Source organism: Xanthomonas sp. NCPPB 3761 (assembly GCF_041475705.2).
Taxonomy (GTDB): Bacteria; Pseudomonadota; Gammaproteobacteria; order Xanthomonadales; family Xanthomonadaceae; genus Xanthomonas; species Xanthomonas phaseoli.
Window position 1 is genome coordinate 1,823,970 of the sequence record NZ_CM191262.1, and the last position, 17,813, is coordinate 1,841,782.

The following is a 17,813-nucleotide window of genomic DNA, read 5'->3' on the forward strand; positions in this document are numbered from 1 at the left end:
AAGCGCGCAGCCACCGCGTGAGCCAGATGGCGGCCATCGGATGGTCGGGCGCACAATGCAGGTTGTCGCTTGATCATGGTGCTTCATGCAATGCCATCGGGCTCACCCTGACCGCTGGCACGGAACACAGCGTGCAGAGCGCCGCTCTACAAGCCGGTCACGGGCGGCGCGGCACCATGCGCGCCGTTCGTGTCGATGCACGCTGGGGCCTCTGCCGTGCCTTCGTCCCTGCCTGGTTGCTCCGTCCTGCCCATGGTGCTGCATATGTCCCTATCGTCGAAATACCTGAAATTCCACGTCGTGGCGGCCGTCGACATGCGTGCCCGCAGTCGCGTGCCGGTGCGGGCGCCGCGCCGAACGGCGTTCGCCGCGGTGATGCTTGCGCTGTGTGTCGCTAGCGGGCATGCCAGCGCGCAGTCAGGCGATGCGCCGGCGTTCGACCGGCCGGGCATTCCATTCGCTGCGGAGGCGTTGCAGCCAGGTGCGTTCGCCTGGGAGCAGGGCTTGCCGGATGCGAGTACCGATCGCAGCGACGGTCAGCGCACGACCCAATACACGGCCGACACGCTGCTGCGTCTGGGGCTGTTTCAGAATGTCGAGCTGCAACTCGGGAGCGACAGCTACAACTGGCAGCATGGCGCGGGTGCGCGGGTGCGTGGCGGCGGGGACAGCAGCGTCGGGTTGAAGGTGGCCTTGCCATCGCGTTCGGAGCACTTCCATTGGGCTGCGTTGGGCACTTACAGCATCCCGACCGGCAGCCCAGCCTTCAGCGACGGCTACTCGCGCGAACTGGGCGTGACTGCATCCTGGGATCTGGCGCAGCAGCGCGCCATTGCGTTGTACGTCAATTACGCGCGCGACGACGACGGGCACACCTGGACCTTCGCGCCCAATTACACGTTTTTCTCCGGCGACCATTTCAGCAGCTATGTGGAGGCGGGCGTGGATACCGGCAGCGCGCATTCGCGCGTGGCCGGCGCGGGTGGCGCCTGGCAGCTGCCGCATGCGATGCAGCTGGATGTGTCGGTGTTGCGGGGACTGACCTCGGAAAGCCCGGACTGGCAAGGTGGCATCGGGTTGTCGATCGCGTTTGAGTGAGCGGCGCGAACCGCCGCTGCCGGGTCGCTGGCCGGTCGGTGTACTGCTCTGGGCTCTAGTCCTGTGCGAATGCCGATGTTGCACTGCCGCATGCATTGGCTGCGCGGAAGAGGCCTAATTGGATCGATCCAATTTGATGCCAATACATGCGTCTTTCTTCCACCGCCAGGCTTGCCACGTGACGCCAGCCGAGCCGACACCCGGGATGACTGCGGACGGCGATACGCCGGGCGCGCGGCGCGGTGCGGTGACGTTACGCGATATCGCCAGCGCCATCGGTGTGTCGCGCGCAACGGTGTCGCTGGTGCTGCGCGGAAGCCCGCTTGTGCATGCAAGCACGCGCGCGCGCGTGGAGGCCGAGTTGGATCGGCAGAATTACGTCTACAACCGCGCCGCGGCGAATCTGCGCCAACGCACCTCGTCCAGCGTCGCGCTGGTCATCAACGATTTGTCCAACCCGTTTTTTGCCGAGTTCGCCGCCGGTGTGGACGAGGCGCTGGGCGCAGCCGGTTATGTCACCTTGCTCGGTAGCACCGGCGAATCGACGCAGCGTCAACAAGCAGTGCTGACCTCGCTGATGGAGCACACGCCGGCGGGCATCATCCTGTCACCGGCCGAAGGCAGCCAGGCGCAGGCGCTGACTCAGGTGCTCGGCCGCCAACGCAACGTGGTGCTGTTCAATCGCGAGGTGGAGGGCGCGCAGTGGGATCTGCTGGCGCTGGACAACGCACAAGGCGCGTTCGTGGCCTGCTCGCACCTGATCGCGCAAGGTCATCGGCGTATCGTGTTTTTCGGTGGTCATGCCGCATCCAGTTCCTGCCGGCAGCGTCGCGCCGGTTACGCGCGCGCGATGCAGGCGGCGGACCTGGAAACGCATTACGTCGAGTCGGCTCCAAATCGCCAGGACGCTGCAGTGTGCGGTGCGCGCTTGCTGAGCAGTGCGGCGCACGCCGCGACTGCAGCGGTCTGCTACAACGACAGCGTTGCGCTCGGTTTGATGGCGGCGCTGGCCAAGCACGGCATCGTGCCCGGCCGCGACTTTGCGGTGACCGGCTTCGACGATATCGCCGAAGCGGCGCTGTTCACGCCTGCATTGACCACCCTGGCTGCTGACCCGCGTGCGCGTGGCAGGCAGGCTGCGCAACTGGTACTGCAACGCATCGGTAGCCCGGGGCTCGCCGCACAACAGCTGACCGCCGCAGTCGCCTTGAATATTCGTGCGAGCAGCGCCTGCGGACCGACAACGCAGCTGTCATCACCTCCCCCGAGCGGTTCACCCGCCCATTCCCCCACCAAGGCCTCAGGCCGCTGACCAGGCAACTCCTATGGTTTCCCTTTCCACGCAATCCTCCGTGCCCAGCGGCAGCAAGGCGCCCGTCAATAACGGCGTCGCGCTGTCGGTGGTCACCACGATCTTTTTCATGTGGGGCTTTCTGACCTGCCTCAACGACATCCTGATTCCGCACCTGAAGGCGGTGTTCGAGCTCAACTTCGCGCAGGCGATGCTGGTGCAGTTCACCTTCTTCGGTGCGTACTTCCTGATGTCGTTGCCGGCTGGTTGGCTGGTGAATCGGTTGGGCTACAAGCAGGGCATCGTGGCGGGGTTGGCGGTGGCGGCGGTCGGCGCGCTGGGTTTCTGGCCGGCGGCGGAATTGCGCGTGTACGGCGCATTTCTCGGCGCATTGTTCGTGCTGGCCACCGGCATCACCATCTTGCAGGTGGCGGCCAATCCCTACGTCGCCTTGCTAGGTCCGGAGCGCAGCGCCTCCAGTCGCCTGACCCTGGCACAGGCACTGAATTCGCTCGGCACCGCCATCGCGCCACTGTTGGGCGGCTGGTTGATCCTGTCCAACACGGTGATGAGCGGCGACCAGCTGAAGGCATTGCCGGAAGCCGAGCAACTGGCTTACCGCGTGCAGGAAGCGCAGGCTGTGCAAGGCCCGTACATCGGGCTGGGTATCGTGCTGTTCTTGCTGGCGGTTTTCGTGTTCTTGTTCCGTCTGCCGGCGCTGACCGACGCCAGTGCACAGAAAGACGACAGCACGCATTCCTTGCTCGACGCCTTGCAACACCCGCATGTGCGTTTCGGTGTGCTGGCGATCTTCTTCTATGTGGGCGCAGAAGTGGCGATCGGCAGCCTGATGGTCAACTACTTCTCGTTGCCGCAGATCGGTGGGTTCACCGAGCGCGAGGCGACCAAGTATGTGTCGGCCTACTGGACGCTGGCGATGATCGGCCGCTTCATCGGCTCGGCGCTGCTGGCCAAGCTGTCGCCGCGCGTGTTGTTGTCGGTGTTCGCGGCAATCAATGCGCTGTTGCTGGGCCTGACCATGGCCAGCGGCGGCATGTTGGCGGTGTATGCACTGGTGGCGATCGGCCTGTTCAATTCGATCATGTTCCCGACCATCTTCACCTTGGGCATCGAGCGGCTTGGTCCGCTGACCGGGCGCGCGTCGAGCCTGCTGATCATGGCCATCGTCGGCGGCGCCATCGTGCCGTACCTGCAAGGGTTGCTCGCCGATGGCATCGGCCTGCATGAGTCGTTCGTGCTGCCATTGCTGTGCTACCTGTACATCGTGTTCTACGGTATCTGGGGCTCGCGTTTGCGCGGCGCACTGGCGGAGGCACGCGCATGAGTGCGACCAAGCATCAGGTGGTGTGTTTCGGCGAAGCGCTGATCGACATGCTGGCGTTGCCGCAGACCCACCCGGACCAGGCGCGTACCTTCGCGCAATATGCCGGCGGTGCGCCGGCCAACGTCGCCGTTGCGGTGGCGCGCCTGGGGGGCGCTGCGCATTTTGTCGGCATGCTCGGGCGCGACATGTTCGGCGATTTCCTGCTGCAAAGCCTGCAGCAATCCGGCGTGGCGACCGACGGCATCGTGCGCACCGATCAGGCCAAGACTGCGTTGGCGTTCGTTGCGCTGGACGAAGCGGGCGAGCGCAGTTTCAGTTTCTACCGTCCGCCGGCAGCGGACCTGTTGTTCCGTCCCGAGCACTTCGCTGCGGACGGGTTTAAGCAGGCAGCGGTCTTGCATGTGTGCTCCAACAGCATGACCGAGCCGGAGATTGCCCAGTGCACGCTCGACGGCATGCGCCGTGCGCGCGCCGATGGCGCCATCGTCAGCCTGGACCTCAACCTGCGCCCGATGCTGTGGCCGCAGGATGTGAACCCGGCGCTGCTGCTATGGGAGGCGCTGGCGTTGGCCGATGTGGTCAAGCTGTCGCGCGAGGAACTTGAGTATCTGGCGGGAACGCTCGACAGCGATGCCAGTGCGGTCACGCAAAAGCTGTGGCAGGGCAAGGCCAGTTGGTTGCTGGTCACCGATGGCGGCGGGCCGGTGCATTGGCAGACACGCACCGATTCGGGCCAGGTGCCGGCGTTCCAGGTGCAGGTGCGCGATAGCACCGCCGCTGGCGATGCGTTCGTTGGCGGGCTGCTGTATCAGCTGGCAATGCGTGCTGCAACGCTGGAGCAGCTATGCGGCGATCCTGCGGCAGTCAATGAGGTGATTCGGTTTGCTGCCGCGGTCGGCGCGCTGGCGGTGACGCGCAAGGGCGCGTTCGCGGCAATGCCGAGCATCGATGAAGTCCATTCCTTGATCCAGGAACAATCATGAGCCGTTTGCCTGCAACACCCGCACCCGATTTCCGTTCGGCTGACGTCTTGCGCCAGCACATCGCCGATACCATGGCGTTCTACCATCCGCGCGCGATCGATCCGGCAGGTGGGTTTTTCCAGTATTTCCGCGATGACGGTTCGATCTACGACGCCGGGCATCGGCACCTGGTCAGCAGTACGCGCTTTGTCTTCAACTACGCGATGGCCTACCGCGAGTTCGGCGATGCGGCGTACCTGCAGGCGGTGCGTCACGGGCTGGATTATCTGCGCAACGTGCATCGCAACCCGCAAACCGGCGGCTATGCGTGGACGCTGCGCGACGGCGTGGTCGAAGACGACATGAATCACTGCTATGGCGTGGCCTTCGTGCTGCTGGCGTATGCGTGTGGTTTGAAGGCCGGTGTCGATGAGGCGCGTGCGTGGATGGACGAGACCTGGCAGCTGCTGGAAAAGTACTTCTGGGACGCGCAGTTCGGGCTGTATCGCGACGAGGCCGACGCGCAGTTCAATTTCACCAGCTACCGCGGCCAGAACGCCAACATGCATATGTGCGAGGCGATGATTGCGGCGTACGAGGCCGGCGGCGAGCAGCGTTATCTCGATCGCGCGCTGGTGCTCGCGGAGAACATGACCCTTCGCCAGGCAGCCAAGGCCGATGGGTTGGTGTGGGAGCATTACGACCTGCAGTGGAATATCGACTGGGATTACAACCGCGACAATCCCAAGCACCTGTTCCGCCCCTGGGGTTTTCAGCCCGGCCATCAGACCGAATGGGCCAAGCTGCTGATGCTGCTGGATCGCTATGCACCGGCCGACTGGTTGCTGCCCACCGCGCAGCATCTGTTCGATGTGGCGGTGGAGCGCTCATGGGACACGCAGCGCGGCGGGCTGTATTACGGCTTCGATCCCGACGGGAATGTTTGCGACGACGATAAGTATTTCTGGGTGCAGGCCGAGTCGCTGGCCGCTGCCGCATTGCTGGCCCAGCGCAGCGGCGACGATCGCTACTGGCAGTGGTATGACACGCTGTGGGCCTATTCGTGGGCGCACATGATCGACCATCAATATGGCGCGTGGTATCGCATCCTGGATGCGGACAACCGCAAGTACAGCGATGAGAAAAGCCCGGCGGGTAAGACCGATTATCACACCATGGGTGCGTGCTACGAAGTCTTGAACGTGTTGCGGCAGGCTGCTTGATGTTGGCGTGATCCAAGCGCCGCCGCGCAATGCGGCGGCGTTGCAGCGTAGGAGCGCACCCGGGCGCGATGAGGCGCTACCGGGAAAGCCTCGTCGCGCCCGGGTGCGCTCCTACGATATCTGCGGTCTGCAGATGCCCCTTACTCCGGGTCGTAATCCAGGTTCGATGCCAGCCAACGCTCGGCCAGTGCCAGCGTGATGCCCTTGCGCTTTGCGTAATCGGCCACCTGTTCCTTGCCCAGTCGCCCGACCACGAAGTACTGGCTCTTGGGGTGGCTGAAGTAATAACCGCAGACCGCGGCAGTGGGCAGCATCGCGAAGCTTTCGGTCAGCGACATATCGGCGTTGCGCTCGGCATCGAGCAGATCGAACAAGGTGCGTTTTTCGCTGTGTTCGGGGCAGGCCGGGTAGCCGGGCGCCGGGCGTATGCCGCGATAGCGCTCGGCGATCAAGGCTTCGTTGTCCAGTGCTTCGTCCTGGACATAACCCCAGAACTCGGTGCGCACGCGTTGATGCAGGCGTTCGGCCAGCGCCTCTGCCAGACGGTCGGCCAACGCCTTGAGCAGTATGGAGTTGTAGTCGTCGTGCGCGGCTTCGAAGCGCGCCACATGTGCATCGATACCGATGCCGGCGGTAACCGCGAAGGCGCCGATCCAGTCCTGCTTGCCGCTGCTCTTTGGAGCGATGAAATCGGCCAGGCAGAAGTCGGGGCGGTCGATGGGCTTGTCGACTTGTTGGCGCAAGAAGTGCAGGAGTTGCCGGGATTGGGGAGTGGAAATTCGGGATTGGCTCTGCCGCTGCCAATCTCCAATCTCCACTTCCGAATCCCGGTGGTCCGTCAGGACCACCTCGACATCATCTCCGACGCTATTTGCCGGCCACAGCCCGAACACGGCCTTGGCCGTCAGCCACTTCTCTTCGACGATGCGCTTGAGCATGCGGCGCGCGTCGCGATACAGCTCGCTGGCCTGGGTGCCGACGATGTCGTCGCTGAGAATCGCAGGGAACTTGCCGGCCAGTTCCCATGCCTGGAAGAACGGCGTCCAGTCGATGAGTTCGATCAGCTCCTGCAACGGGTAGTCGCCGAATACGCGGATGCCTGGCTGGCGTGGGGCCGGTGGGGTGTAAGTGTCCCAATCGCCATCGAAGCGCTGCGCACGGGCTTTTTCGAGCGACACCAGGCGCTTGGCATCGCCGCGGTTACGGTGGCGTGCGCGGATTTCCGCGTAATCGGCATCGTTGGCGGCGACGAAGGCCTGGCGCAGGTCGCGCGAGATCAACGATTGCGCCACGCCCACGGCACGCGAGGCGTCCTTCACCCACACGGTGGGTGCGCTGTAGTGCGGGTCGATCTTCAGCGCGGTGTGCGCGCGCGAGGTCGTTGCGCCGCCGATCAGCAACGGAATGTCGAAGCCCTGCCGCTGCATCTCGCGCGCCACATGCGACATTTCTTCCAGAGATGGCGTGATGAGGCCGGACAGCCCGATCAGATCTGCGTTTTCTTCGCGTGCGCGATCCAGGATCACCTGCGCCGAGACCATCACGCCCAGATCCACCACATCGAAGTTGTTGCAGGCCAACACCACGCCGACGATGTTCTTGCCGATGTCGTGCACGTCGCCTTTGACGGTGGCCATGATGATCTTGCCGTTGGACTTGCCGACATCGCCGGTGCGCAGTTTTTCCGCTTCGATGAAGGGCAGCAGATAGGCCACCGCCTTTTTCATCACGCGCGCGGACTTGACCACCTGCGGCAAAAACATCTTGCCGGCGCCGAACAAATCGCCCACCACGTTCATGCCGTCCATCAGCGGGCCTTCGATCACGTCCAGAGGGCGTGTGGAATGTTGGCGCGCTTCCTCGGTGTCGGCTTCCACGAATGCGTCGATGCCGTGCACCAGCGCATGCGCCAGGCGCGCGCGCACCGGCTTGTCGCGCCAGGCCAGGTCTTCGACTTTCGCCGCCCCCTTGGTGCCCTTGTAGCGCTCGGCGATTTCCAGCAGGCGTTCGGTGCCGTCGCGGCGTCGGTTGAGGATCACGTCCTCCACGCGTTCGCGCAGTTCCGGATCCAGCTCGTCGTAGATCGGCATGCCGCCGGCGTTGACGATGCCCATGTCCATGCCGGCCTTGATCGCATGGAACAGGAACACCGAGTGGATCGCCTGGCGTACGGTTTCGTTGCCGCGGAACGAGAACGAGACGTTGGAAACACCGCCGGAGACATGGCAGTGCGGCAGCGTGTCCTTGATGATGCGGGTGGCTTCGATAAAGTCCACCGCGTAGTTGTCGTGCTCTTCGATGCCGGTGGCCACGGCAAAGATGTTCGGGTCGAAGATGATGTCTTCCGGCGGAAAGCCTACCTGCTCGGTCAGCAGCGTGTAGGCGCGCGTGCAGATCTCGACCTTGCGCGCGCAGGTGTCGGCCTGGCCTTGTTCGTCGAAGGCCATCACTACCGCTGCGGCACCGTAGCGCAACACCTTGCGGGCGTGTTCGATGAACACTGGCTCGCCTTCCTTGAGCGAAATGGAGTTGACCACGCTCTTGCCTTGCAGGCACTTCAATCCCGCTTCGATGACGCTCCACTTGGACGAATCCACCATCACCGGAATGCGCGCGATATCCGGCTCGGACATGATCAGGTTGAGAAAGCGCGTCATCGCCTTCTCTGAATCGATCAGGCCTTCGTCCATGTTGACGTCGAGGATCTGCGCACCGCTGTCCACCTGCTGACGCGCGACCTCCACTGCTTCCTCGTAGCGCTCCTCCTTGATCAGCTTGCGGAACTGCGCGCTGCCGGTGACGTTGGTGCGCTCGCCGACGTTGACGAACAACAGGTCCGGCGTAATGACCAGCGGCTCAAGGCCGGACAGGCGGGTGTAGCGGGGAGTGCTCATGCAAGGCTCTGCTGGACGGTGACGGCGCGGACGGTCTTGGTGGGGTGGTGCGCATGGCCGAACGATGCGGCGCGATGGAATGCGGCCCTCATCCGGCGCTGCGCGCCACCTTCTCCCGAAGGCGGGAGAAGGGCAGTGCGCTGCGCACGGAGCATCCTTGCGGCAAGCCGAGCAATGCGGATCCCTTTTCCCTCCAGCGAAGGACAGGGTGTGTACTGCGCATAGCGCTTCCTCGTGGCAGCCCAAGCGCTGCGCTGTCCTTCTCCCGCCAGCGGGAGAAGGTGCCCGAAGGGCGGATGAGGGCTCACTTGCCGCATCACGCCGCCAACTCCTGCGTGCCAGGCAATTGGCGCGGCGGAAGATCGGCGACCGCTTCGGCGATGGCGCGGATATGGTCGGGCGAGGTACCGCAGCAGCCGCCGACCAGGTTGAGCAGGCGGGCCTGTGCGAATTCGTGCAGCGTGGCCGCCATTTCTTCCGGCGTCTCGTCGTATTCGCCGAAGGCATTCGGCAAACCGGCGTTCGGATGTGCGCTGACATAGGCGTCGGCGATCTGCGCCAACGTTTCCACGTGCGGGCGCAACTCCTTGGCGCCGAGCGCGCAATTCAGGCCGATCGACAACGGCCGGCCGTGCGCGACGGAGGCATAAAACGCTTCGGCGGTCTGTCCGGACAAGGTGCGACCGGATGCGTCGGTAATGGTGCCGGAGACCATCACCGGCAAACGCCCACCGCGCGCTTCGAAGACCTCTTCGATCGCATACAGCGCGGCCTTGGCATTGAGCGTGTCGAAGATGGTTTCCACCATCAGCGTATCGGCGCCGCCATCGATCAAGCCCTCGATCGCTTCGCGATAGGTTTCGCGCAGCGCGTCGAAACTGGTATTGCGGTAGCCGGGATCGTTGACGTCCGGGCTGATGGAGGCGGTACGGCTGGTGGGGCCGAGCACGCCGATCACAAAGCGCGGTTTGTGCGGGGTCAACGCCTCCACTTCGTCGCAACAGGCGCGGGCGACCTGTGCGCCGGCCTTGTTCAACTCGTACACCAGATGTTCCAGGTGATAGTCGGCCTGGCTCACCGACGTGGCGTTGAAGGTATTGGTTTCCAGCAGATCGGCACCTGCATCCAGATAGGCACGGTGAATGCCGGCAATGATCTGCGGCCGGGTCAGCAGCAGCAGATCGTTGTTGCCCTTCAAGTCGTGGCCCTGCGGTACGTGTGCGTGGTCGCAACCGGGCGCGTGCACGTGCGCACTGTCGTAGCCGTCGGCAAAACGGGTGCCGCGGTAATCCGGTTCCTGCAGGTTGTGGCGCTGGATCATGGTGCCCATCGCGCCATCGATGATGAGGATGCGCTCGCGCAACGCGGCAGTCAGCTTGGCCGCGCGCTCGGGGTGCAGCCAGGGCAGCGAAAACGGGATTGGAGATTCGGAATTGGGGATTCGCGCGTGCGTCATGGCCCGGTACTCCGTGCAGCGGTGTCTTTGTTTTCCACCAATCCCGAATCCCGACTCCCAATTCCCGGCTTCACCGCAATCAACGAAATCACTTCGAAATGCGGCGGTCGTTTTTCGCGCGTCACCGTCTCCAGGCTGGACACGTCCAGCCCGGCTTTTTCGACGAACTTGCGCAACTCCTTGGCAGCAAACCCCAGATTGACGTGACCGTACGCATGCACCGCGGCGCGGTGTTCGTGCTTGGCCAGGCTGCACAGCAGCAGGCGGCCGCCCGGGCGTAGCACGCGCGCCGATTCGGCCACCGCCTGCGCCGGTTTGGCCGCATAGGTCAGCGCATGCATCAGCACCACCAGGTCGAAGCTGGCATCGGGGAATGGCAGCGCATGCATGTCGCCTTCGCGCACTTCCACATTGCGGAGTTTGCGCAGGCGCTCGCTGGCGGCCGCAACCACGCGCGCGCTGGTGTCGATGCAGATGTAGCGGGTGGCATGCGGTGCCACCAGCTCGGCCAGCACGCCGTCGCCGGAAGCGATGTCGAGTACGTCGCCGGTTTCCAGCAGGGGCAGGGCGGTGCGCGCCAGCGCTTCCCAGGTGCGTCCGGGCGAGTAATGCCGTTCCATGTCGCCGGCCACCGAATCGGCCCAGTTCTGGTCCGCGGCACGGTTGGCCAGCACGGCGGCCACGCGCTCGGCATCCTGGCGCAACAACGGATCGTCGCTGCCGGTGCTCAGCGCCAGCCAGAGCGCCCGCTGGGCCGGGTCCAGCGACACTTCGTCGAAGCGGTAATACGCCGACACCCCGGCGCGGCGGTCGCGGACCAGCCCGGCTTCCTTGAGTTTGGCCAGGTGCGTGGACACCCGCGGCTGCGCCAGGCGGGTGATGGCCGACAGCTCGGCCACGGTGAGTTCTTCCTGCTCCAGCAAGGCCAGCAGGCGCACTCGGGTGGCGTCGGCAAACACCTTCAGGCGGGCCGACCAGTCTTCCAGATCCATGAATATCTCTATATCGCGATATGGAGATATTTTCGGCCCGGCGGCAGGTGCGGTCAACTACATACGCATGCGAATGGTTGGCGCTACAATGGGGCCCAGCTCAGGCCTGAAGGGGTGCGACGTGGATTTCAGCTTTACCGAAGAACAATTGATGATCCAGGATGTGGCGCGCCGCATCGCCCAGGAAAAGATCGCGCCCAGCGCCGAGCACTTCGACCGTAGCGGCGAGTTTCCGCTGGAAAATATCCGCCTGCTGGGCGAAAACGGCCTGATGGGCATCGAGGTGCCGGTCGACTACGGCGGCGCCGGCATGGACCCGATCAGCTACGCGTTGGCGATGATCGAAATCGCCGCGGCCGACGGCGCGCATTCCACCATCGTCTCGGTCAACAATTCGCTGTTTTGCACCGGCATTCTGAAGAACGGCAGCGAAGCGCAGAAGCAGCTCTATGTGCGCGCGATTGCCGAAGGCACCCACATCGGTGCATTCGCGCTGACCGAGCCGCAGTCCGGTTCGGATGCCTCGGCAATGCGCTGCCGCGCGGTCAAGCAGGCCGATGGCAGCTTCGTCATCAATGGCAAGAAGAGCTGGATCACCTCCGGCCCGGTCGCCAAGTACATCGTCTTGTTTGCGGTAACCGAGCCGGACAAGGGCTCGCGCGGCATCACCGCCTTCATGGTCGACACCGACCGCGCCGGTTTTCACCGCGGCAAGACCGAGCCCAAGCTCGGCATTCGTGCCTCGGCCACCTGCGAAATCGAGTTTGCCGATTACGTTGCGCAGCCCGACGACGTGCTGGGCGTAGAAGGCGAGGGCTTCAAGACTGCGATGAGCGTGCTGGATGCCGGGCGCATCGGCATTGCGTCGCAGGCGGTCGGGATTGCACGCGCGGCGTATGAGGCCACGCTGGCCTACGTGAAGGAACGCAAGGCATTTGGCGCGGCCATCGGCACGTTCCAGATGACCCAGGCCAAGATCGCCGACATGAAGTGCAAGCTGGATGCAGCGCTGCTGCTGACGTTGCGCGCGGCGTGGTTGAAGGGGCAGGGGCAGAAGTTCGGTACCGAAGCGGCCGTGGCCAAGCTCACCGCATCCGAGGCGGCGATGTGGATCACCCATCAGGCCGTGCAAATTCATGGCGGCATGGGGTATTCGAAAGAAATGCCGCTGGAGCGCTACTTCCGCGATGCCAAAATTACCGAAATCTACGAGGGCACCTCGGAAATCCAGCGCCTGGTGATCGCGCGCGGCGAGACCGGCCTGCGCTGAAGTCGACCGCGCTCCAGCGCTGCCGCTACGCGCGGCAACGCTGGAGCGCTCTCCGCGACGCCAAGATCACCGAAATCTACGAGGGCACCTCGGAAATCCAGCGCCTGGTGATCGCGCGCGGCGAGACCGGCCTGCGCTGAGGTCGACCGCGCTCCAGCGCTGCCGCTACGCGCGGCAACGCTGGAGCGCTCTCCGCGACGCCACGATCGCCCAGATCCACAAAGGTGCTTCCGAAATCCGTAGTGGCCGCTCCGGCGTCGGTGTGTACCCGATCGCCAGGTATCGCTTGGTAGGAGCGTGCCCGCGTGCGGCGAAGCGTTGTCGATCAGTCCACATCGCGCACAGGTATGCTCCTGCGCCGGCTGGCGCGCGTGGCCTGGATGCAGTTGCCTTGCGTGAGCCGCCAAGCCGCCCGCACACATTCGCTATCGCGCAGCGCCTGAGCACGGGCGCTGCATGGGCACGCTTGTCGTTCGCTGCGCCCGCGGACCACAATCGCCGCTTCTTCCCGCTGCTGGTGCGCGCATGTTCCGGTCGTTGCACGCTGTGCTTTCCCGTCCTTTGCTGTCTGCCGTCGCGCCCGCGCTGGTGTGCTGCGCGCTATTGCTGGTCTGCGCCACGGCAGGCGCGCAGACCCCGCCTTCGATCGTGCCAACCGATCGTCTGCGCGAGTCCTGGTGGGCGCAGCGGCATGCGCAGGTGCTGGAACAGGTCAAGCAGCACCCGGATACCAAGTTGCTGCTGATCGGCGATTCGATCACTCAAAACTACGAAAAAGCCAAGGCGCCGGACGAAGACTTCCAACTGACCTGGCAAACCTTCTACGGCAGCCGCGGTGCGCTCAATCTGGGTTTCAGTGGCGACGGCACCGAAAACGTGCTGTGGCGGCTGGCCAATGGCGAAGTCGACGGGCTGCAGCCGAAGGTCGCGCTGGTGCTGATCGGCACCAACAACACCGGCCATCTCGGTCAAACTGCCGAACAGACCCAACTCGGTATCGATGCGGTGGTCGCGACGATCGAGCAGAAGCTGCCGCGCACGCACATCCTGCTGCTGAGCGTGTTGCCAAGCGATCTTTCCAGCGAAAAATCGCGTCGCGATGTACAGATCAACCAGGGCCTGGCTGTGCGCTACTGCGACAACCCGCGCGTGACCTATCTGGATATGAGCTCGGTCTTCCAGCGCGACGGCAAGCTGCGCACCGAGCTGTTCTACGACACCCGGTTCCGTCCGGCGGCCGGCGCCTTGCATCCGGACACGCGGGGGCAGCGCATGCTGGCCGAAGCGATCGAGCCCACGCTGGCGCGGCTGTTGGGCGAGCCACCGGTGAAGCCGGTGGCCGAACTCGGCCGTGACGCGGCGACCTCGCTGATGCCGGTCGACTGGCTGGAGCAGGACTCCTACGACTGGTACGCACGCCACCACGCAGCGCTGGCCGTTGCGCGCAGCCTGAAGCCGCAGGTGGTGATGATCGGCGACTCGATCACTCATTTCTGGTCCGGGCCGCCGCAGGCCACCCGTGTCAGTGGTCCGGAGTCCTGGCAATGGTTGTACGGCAAGCGGCCGGTGCTGAACCTGGGCTTCGGCTGGGATCGCACCCAGAACGTGCTGTGGCGCATCCGCCAGGGCGAACTCGACGGCCTGGATCCGCAATGGGTGGTGGTGCATATCGGCACCAACAATCTCACCGGCACCGCGCAGTCGCGCGCCAGCACCCCGGCCGAAGCTGCCCAGGGCGTTGAGGCGGTGGTCGCCGAGGTGCGTCGCCGCTTGCCCAACAGCAAGCTGATCCTGATGGCAATCATGCCGCGTGGCCGCAACGCCGACGATGCGCGGCGCGCACCGATCGCCGAGACAAACCGACTGCTGATTGCGCGCTATGCCAAGGATCCAACGGTGCAGTTGGTCGATATCGGCCCGAAGATGCTGCAGCCCGACGGCACGCTGCCCGACGCGTTGATGCCCGATGGCACTCATCCCAGCGAGTCCGGCTACCGCATCTGGGCGCAGGCGCTGCGCGACGCGGGGATTACCGCTGCGCCGTAACGGGGGCGGCACGCCGGGGCGTTCATGGAAAGGCGAGCGCGGCTGGTAAGTGGTGCAGTGCGGCCGTCCGCGCGCCGCTGCATCGTGCGGGCCGACAGTCGCGCTTGATTTTTAGCATTGCGCGGGCCCGCATTCCTTGCATGGAGCTGGTAACGGCCAACCGGCTCAAGCCGGGCCTTCTGCGTCTCAGGTACGGCCGGGCATGGCCTGGTCTGCGGTTTCAACGCCGAACGGCCGAGCCGGGGGCCGGGCCCCCGGCAAGGGCTTGGCGCGGCGCTCGAGTGCAGAGCACTGCGTGTTCGAACCCCAGAAACCAGAAGACCCCCGATTGCTCGGAGGTCTTTTTAAACTGGTGCCCAGAAGAGGACTCGAACCTCCACGAAGTTGCCCCCGCTAGCACCTGAAGCTAGTGCGTCTACCAATTCCGCCACCTGGGCAGGTGAGCCGTGAATTTTGCAGGCTCCTGGAAGCCTTGTCAATGGTTTCTATACGGCAATCCTCGGCGGTCGCGCCGGCCTTGCCGCCCATCTCGCCGCGCCACGCAGTACCATGTAGGCAATGACAAAGAAAAAAACCCCAGATTCCGATCGGCCGAGTCGCCGCAAATCCACCGGCGCAGGCGATTCCAGCACTGCCGAACAGCAGAAGTTGCCGGGCTGGATGCCAGACTTCCTGGTCCGCGCCGCAGCCGGCGCATCGACCAAGTCCGCCAACAAGCGCGCTGCCGACAAAGCATCCAACCCCTCCAAAGCCTCGCCGCAGCCGGCGACCGCGCCGCCTGCGCCGCGCGCTCCGCATCCGCGCAAGAGTGGCCCGTCTGCGCCGCCGCCGGAACGCTTCCAGACCGCTGCGCCTGCGACTGCCGAATTCAAGGATCCGCATGCAGAGCGCGAGGCGCTTCGGTATGCCGAGCCGATTGCCAGCCGCGAGGCCATCCTGCAATTGCTTGAAGCCTGCGACGGTCCGCAGACCGCCGAAGAAATTGCCGAGCAGCTCAATCTGAGCGGCCGCATCGATGCGTTGGGCAAGCGCCTGGCCGCAATGGTGCGCGAAGCGCAACTGGTGCAGAACCGCCGCGGCGGCTACGCGCCGGTGCAGCAGACCAGCCTGATCGCCGGTGTGGTCATCGCCAATCCGGAGGGCTTCGGTTTCCTCAAGCCCGACGAGGGCGGCGATGACCTGTTCCTGCCGCCGTTCGAAATGCGCAAGGTCATGCATGGCGACCGCGCGCTGGCCAATGTCACCGGCATCGACCGCCGCGGCCGTCGCGAAGGCGCCATCGCGCGCGTGCTCGAGCGTGGCATGTCGCGCATGCTGGGGCGTTTTTTCTATGAGCACGGTGTGGCTTACGTCGACCCCGACGACAAACGCATCCAGCGCAATGTGCAGATCGCCCCGGACGGTATCGGCGAGGCACGCGAAGGCCAATTGGTGGTTTGCGAACTGATCGCGCCGCCGGACGCGCGCCGCCCGGCGATCGGCAAGATCATCGCGGTGCTGGGTGACAAGCTGACGCCGTCGCTGGTGGTTGAAATGGCCATCCACGGCCACGAACTGCCGCACGAATTCCCGCAGGAAGTGCTGGACGAAGCCGCGGCCGTGCCGCTGGTGGTCGAGCCACAGATGATCGGTGGGCGCGTGGACCTGCGGCAGATGCCACTGGTCACCATCGATGGCGAAGACGCCAAGGATTTCGATGACGCGGTGTATTGCGAGTCCAACGCCGACGGCTTCCGTCTGGTGGTGGCAATCGCCGATGTGTCCAACTACGTGCGTCCCGGGACGCCGCTGGACGACGAAGCGCAAAAGCGTGCCACCTCGGTGTATTTCCCCGGCTTCGTGGTGCCGATGCTGCCGGAAACGCTGTCCAACGGCATCTGCTCGCTGATGCCCAAGGTCGACCGCATGTGTTTCGTCTGCGATATGCAGGTGGGCCGCGATGGCGAAGTGACCGGCTCGCGCTTCTACGAAGCGGTGATGAATTCGCACGCACGCCTGACCTATAACCAGGTGTGGAAGGCGGTGGGCGAGGACGATGCCGACACCAAGGCCTTCATCGGCCCGCTGTTGCCGCAGGTGCAGCGCCTGCATCAGCTGTATCACGTGCTGTCGAAGGCGCGCACGCAGCGCGGGGCGATCGAGTTCGAAACCTCCGAAGTGCGCTTCGTGCTCGACAACACCGGCGAAGTCACCCAGGCCGGCATGCTGGTGCGCAACGATGCCCACAAGCTCATCGAAGAATGCATGATCGCCGCCAATGTCGAGGCGGCGCGCTACCTGCTGAGCGTGCATGTGCCCGCGCCTTACCGTGTGCATGAGCGCCCGCCGGAGAGCAAGTACGAAGACCTGCTGGAGTTCCTCAAGGAGTTCCAGCTGAGCTTGCCGGCATGGAGCAAGGTGCGCCCCGGCGACTACACCAAGTTGCTGAAGAAAGTGCGCGCCCGCCCGGATGCGGCGTTGCTGGAATCGGTGTTGCTGCGCAGCCAGAGCCTGGCGGTGTATTCGCCGGAGAACAACGGCCATTTCGGTCTGGCGTTGGAGGCATACGCGCATTTTACCTCGCCGATCCGCCGTTATCCTGACCTGCTGGTGCACCGCGCGATCGCGCACGCGCTGACCGGCGCCAGCCCGGAAAAATTCATCTACACGCCGCGGCAGATGGCGGCACTGGCGCTGCAATGCTCCGAGCGTGGACGGCGTGCCGATGAAGCCGAGCGCGAAGTGGATGAGCGCTACCGCGCAGCGTGGATGGAAAAGCACGTCGGTGGCCAGTTCGATGGCGTGATCAGCGGTGTGACAGGATTTGGTTTGTTCGTGGAGTTGACGCAGTCCAAGGTCAACGGACTGGTGCATGTCACGCAGCTGCCGCAGGACTATTACCAGTTCGATCCGATTCGCAAGACGCTCAGCGGCGAGCGCCGTGGTCGCGAGTTCCGCCTTGGCGACCCGGTGCGCGTGCTGGTGCTCAAGGCCAGCATGGAGGAGCGCAAGATCGACTTCCGCCTGGCCGAAGAAAATGGCGCAGCGCCCGAAGCGCCGCTGCCGCCACGCGAGAAGCCGACCAAGCGCAAAAAGAAATCGTACTGAGATGCAGAACGCCGCTGCGGGCCGCCGAACGGCAGCCCGCCACGCGAGGTGGTGGTGACAAGAGCAGCCACCAACAATGGAGTGCGGGTGGTCGGGTGGGCGTAGGCTGCGCTGATGAACCGCTGCGTGCCGGCGCTTCCGGCCAGGTC

Annotated in this window: 11 protein-coding genes, 1 tRNA gene and 2 pseudogenes; 10 read left to right on the forward strand and 4 right to left on the reverse strand. The window is 64.6% G+C overall.

Going from position 1 to position 17,813, the window contains the following annotated elements; genetic code table 11:
- Positions 1-17 precede the first annotated feature (17 nt).
- From ACCQ00_RS08030 to ACCQ00_RS08055, 6 genes and pseudogenes are all read left to right on the forward strand, one after another.
- Positions 18-200 (forward strand): annotated as a pseudogene (locus tag ACCQ00_RS08030) (hypothetical protein); the annotation flags it as partial.
- Between the two features lie 52 nt (positions 201-252).
- Positions 253-1,098, forward strand: a complete 846-nt coding sequence (locus ACCQ00_RS08035) for a transporter (RefSeq protein WP_039569094.1) — start codon at positions 253-255, stop codon at positions 1,096-1,098.
- Between the two features lie 136 nt (positions 1,099-1,234).
- The gene (locus ACCQ00_RS08040) at positions 1,235-2,410 is read left to right on the forward strand and encodes a LacI family DNA-binding transcriptional regulator (protein ID WP_039569098.1); all 1,176 of its coding nucleotides are present in this window, start codon (positions 1,235-1,237) and stop codon (positions 2,408-2,410) included.
- Between the two features lie 13 nt (positions 2,411-2,423).
- Positions 2,424-3,734 carry an L-fucose:H+ symporter permease gene (gene fucP, locus ACCQ00_RS08045; RefSeq protein ID WP_033474070.1) on the forward strand — a complete coding sequence of 437 codons (1,311 nt, stop codon included), beginning with the start codon at positions 2,424-2,426 and terminating at the stop codon, positions 3,732-3,734.
- Positions 3,731-4,717 (forward strand): carbohydrate kinase family protein, encoded by a 987-nt coding sequence (locus ACCQ00_RS08050; RefSeq protein WP_039569103.1) that lies wholly within the window; start codon positions 3,731-3,733, stop codon positions 4,715-4,717. The genes fucP and ACCQ00_RS08050 overlap by 4 nt, the downstream gene beginning before the upstream one ends.
- The gene (locus ACCQ00_RS08055) at positions 4,714-5,919 is read left to right on the forward strand and encodes an AGE family epimerase/isomerase (protein ID WP_039569106.1); all 1,206 of its coding nucleotides are present in this window, start codon (positions 4,714-4,716) and stop codon (positions 5,917-5,919) included. Before ACCQ00_RS08050 ends, ACCQ00_RS08055 begins: the two co-directional genes overlap by 4 nt.
- Positions 5,920-6,059: 140 nt before the next feature.
- On the opposite strand, the gene metH is transcribed toward ACCQ00_RS08055, so the two are convergent.
- From metH to ACCQ00_RS08070, 3 genes are all read right to left on the reverse strand, one after another.
- Positions 6,060-8,813 (reverse strand): methionine synthase, encoded by a 2,754-nt coding sequence (metH, locus tag ACCQ00_RS08060; RefSeq protein WP_039569108.1) that lies wholly within the window; start codon positions 8,811-8,813, stop codon positions 6,060-6,062.
- Positions 8,814-9,129: 316 nt separating this feature from the next.
- A complete protein-coding gene (locus tag ACCQ00_RS08065) occupies positions 9,130-10,269 on the reverse strand; it encodes a homocysteine S-methyltransferase family protein (RefSeq protein ID WP_017156815.1) in 1,140 nt (379 codons plus the stop codon).
- On the reverse strand, positions 10,266-11,261 hold the full coding sequence (locus tag ACCQ00_RS08070; RefSeq protein WP_039569111.1) for an ArsR/SmtB family transcription factor: 996 nt from the start codon (positions 11,259-11,261) through the stop codon (positions 10,266-10,268). Before ACCQ00_RS08070 ends, ACCQ00_RS08065 begins: the two co-directional genes overlap by 4 nt.
- Positions 11,262-11,349: 88 nt before the next feature.
- Here ACCQ00_RS08070 and ACCQ00_RS08075 point away from each other — a divergent pair, with 88 nt between their 5' ends.
- From ACCQ00_RS08075 to ACCQ00_RS08085, 3 genes and pseudogenes are all read left to right on the forward strand, one after another.
- Positions 11,350-12,531: an acyl-CoA dehydrogenase family protein gene (locus tag ACCQ00_RS08075; protein WP_017156817.1), complete on the forward strand. Its 1,182-nt coding sequence runs from the start codon at positions 11,350-11,352 to the stop codon at positions 12,529-12,531.
- A gap of 53 nt (positions 12,532-12,584) precedes the next feature.
- A pseudogene (locus tag ACCQ00_RS08080) lies at positions 12,585-12,671 on the forward strand (acyl-CoA dehydrogenase family protein); the annotation flags it as partial.
- Between the two features lie 385 nt (positions 12,672-13,056).
- Positions 13,057-14,577, forward strand: coding sequence for a platelet-activating factor acetylhydrolase IB subunit (locus tag ACCQ00_RS08085; RefSeq protein ID WP_372354102.1), 1,521 nt, complete (start codon positions 13,057-13,059; stop codon positions 14,575-14,577).
- Positions 14,578-14,927: 350 nt separating this feature from the next.
- Here the strand turns inward: ACCQ00_RS08085 and ACCQ00_RS08090 are convergent.
- Positions 14,928-15,014, reverse strand: a tRNA-Leu gene (locus ACCQ00_RS08090).
- Positions 15,015-15,135: 121 nt separating this feature from the next.
- Here ACCQ00_RS08090 and rnr point away from each other — a divergent pair.
- Positions 15,136-17,664, forward strand: coding sequence for a ribonuclease R (rnr, locus tag ACCQ00_RS08095; protein WP_372354103.1), 2,529 nt, complete (start codon positions 15,136-15,138; stop codon positions 17,662-17,664).
- The last annotated feature ends 149 nt before the right edge of the window (positions 17,665-17,813 follow it).

Coding starts and splice junctions, on each gene's coding strand:
- ACCQ00_RS08065 (WP_017156815.1), bottom strand. CDS start 10,269: ATGACGCACGCGCGAATCCCCAATTCCGAATCTCCAATCCCGTTTTCG.
- ACCQ00_RS08085 (WP_372354102.1), top strand. CDS start 13,057: ATGTTCCGGTCGTTGCACGCTGTGCTTTCCCGTCCTTTGCTGTCTGCC.
- ACCQ00_RS08070 (WP_039569111.1), bottom strand. CDS start 11,261: ATGGATCTGGAAGACTGGTCGGCCCGCCTGAAGGTGTTTGCCGACGCC.
- metH (WP_039569108.1), bottom strand. CDS start 8,813: ATGAGCACTCCCCGCTACACCCGCCTGTCCGGCCTTGAGCCGCTGGTC.
- ACCQ00_RS08035 (WP_039569094.1), top strand. CDS start 253: ATGGTGCTGCATATGTCCCTATCGTCGAAATACCTGAAATTCCACGTC.
- ACCQ00_RS08075 (WP_017156817.1), top strand. CDS start 11,350: ATGGGGCCCAGCTCAGGCCTGAAGGGGTGCGACGTGGATTTCAGCTTT.
- ACCQ00_RS08050 (WP_039569103.1), top strand. CDS start 3,731: ATGAGTGCGACCAAGCATCAGGTGGTGTGTTTCGGCGAAGCGCTGATC.
- ACCQ00_RS08040 (WP_039569098.1), top strand. CDS start 1,235: ATGCCAATACATGCGTCTTTCTTCCACCGCCAGGCTTGCCACGTGACG.
- fucP (WP_033474070.1), top strand. CDS start 2,424: ATGGTTTCCCTTTCCACGCAATCCTCCGTGCCCAGCGGCAGCAAGGCG.
- rnr (WP_372354103.1), top strand. CDS start 15,136: ATGACAAAGAAAAAAACCCCAGATTCCGATCGGCCGAGTCGCCGCAAA.
- ACCQ00_RS08055 (WP_039569106.1), top strand. CDS start 4,714: ATGAGCCGTTTGCCTGCAACACCCGCACCCGATTTCCGTTCGGCTGAC.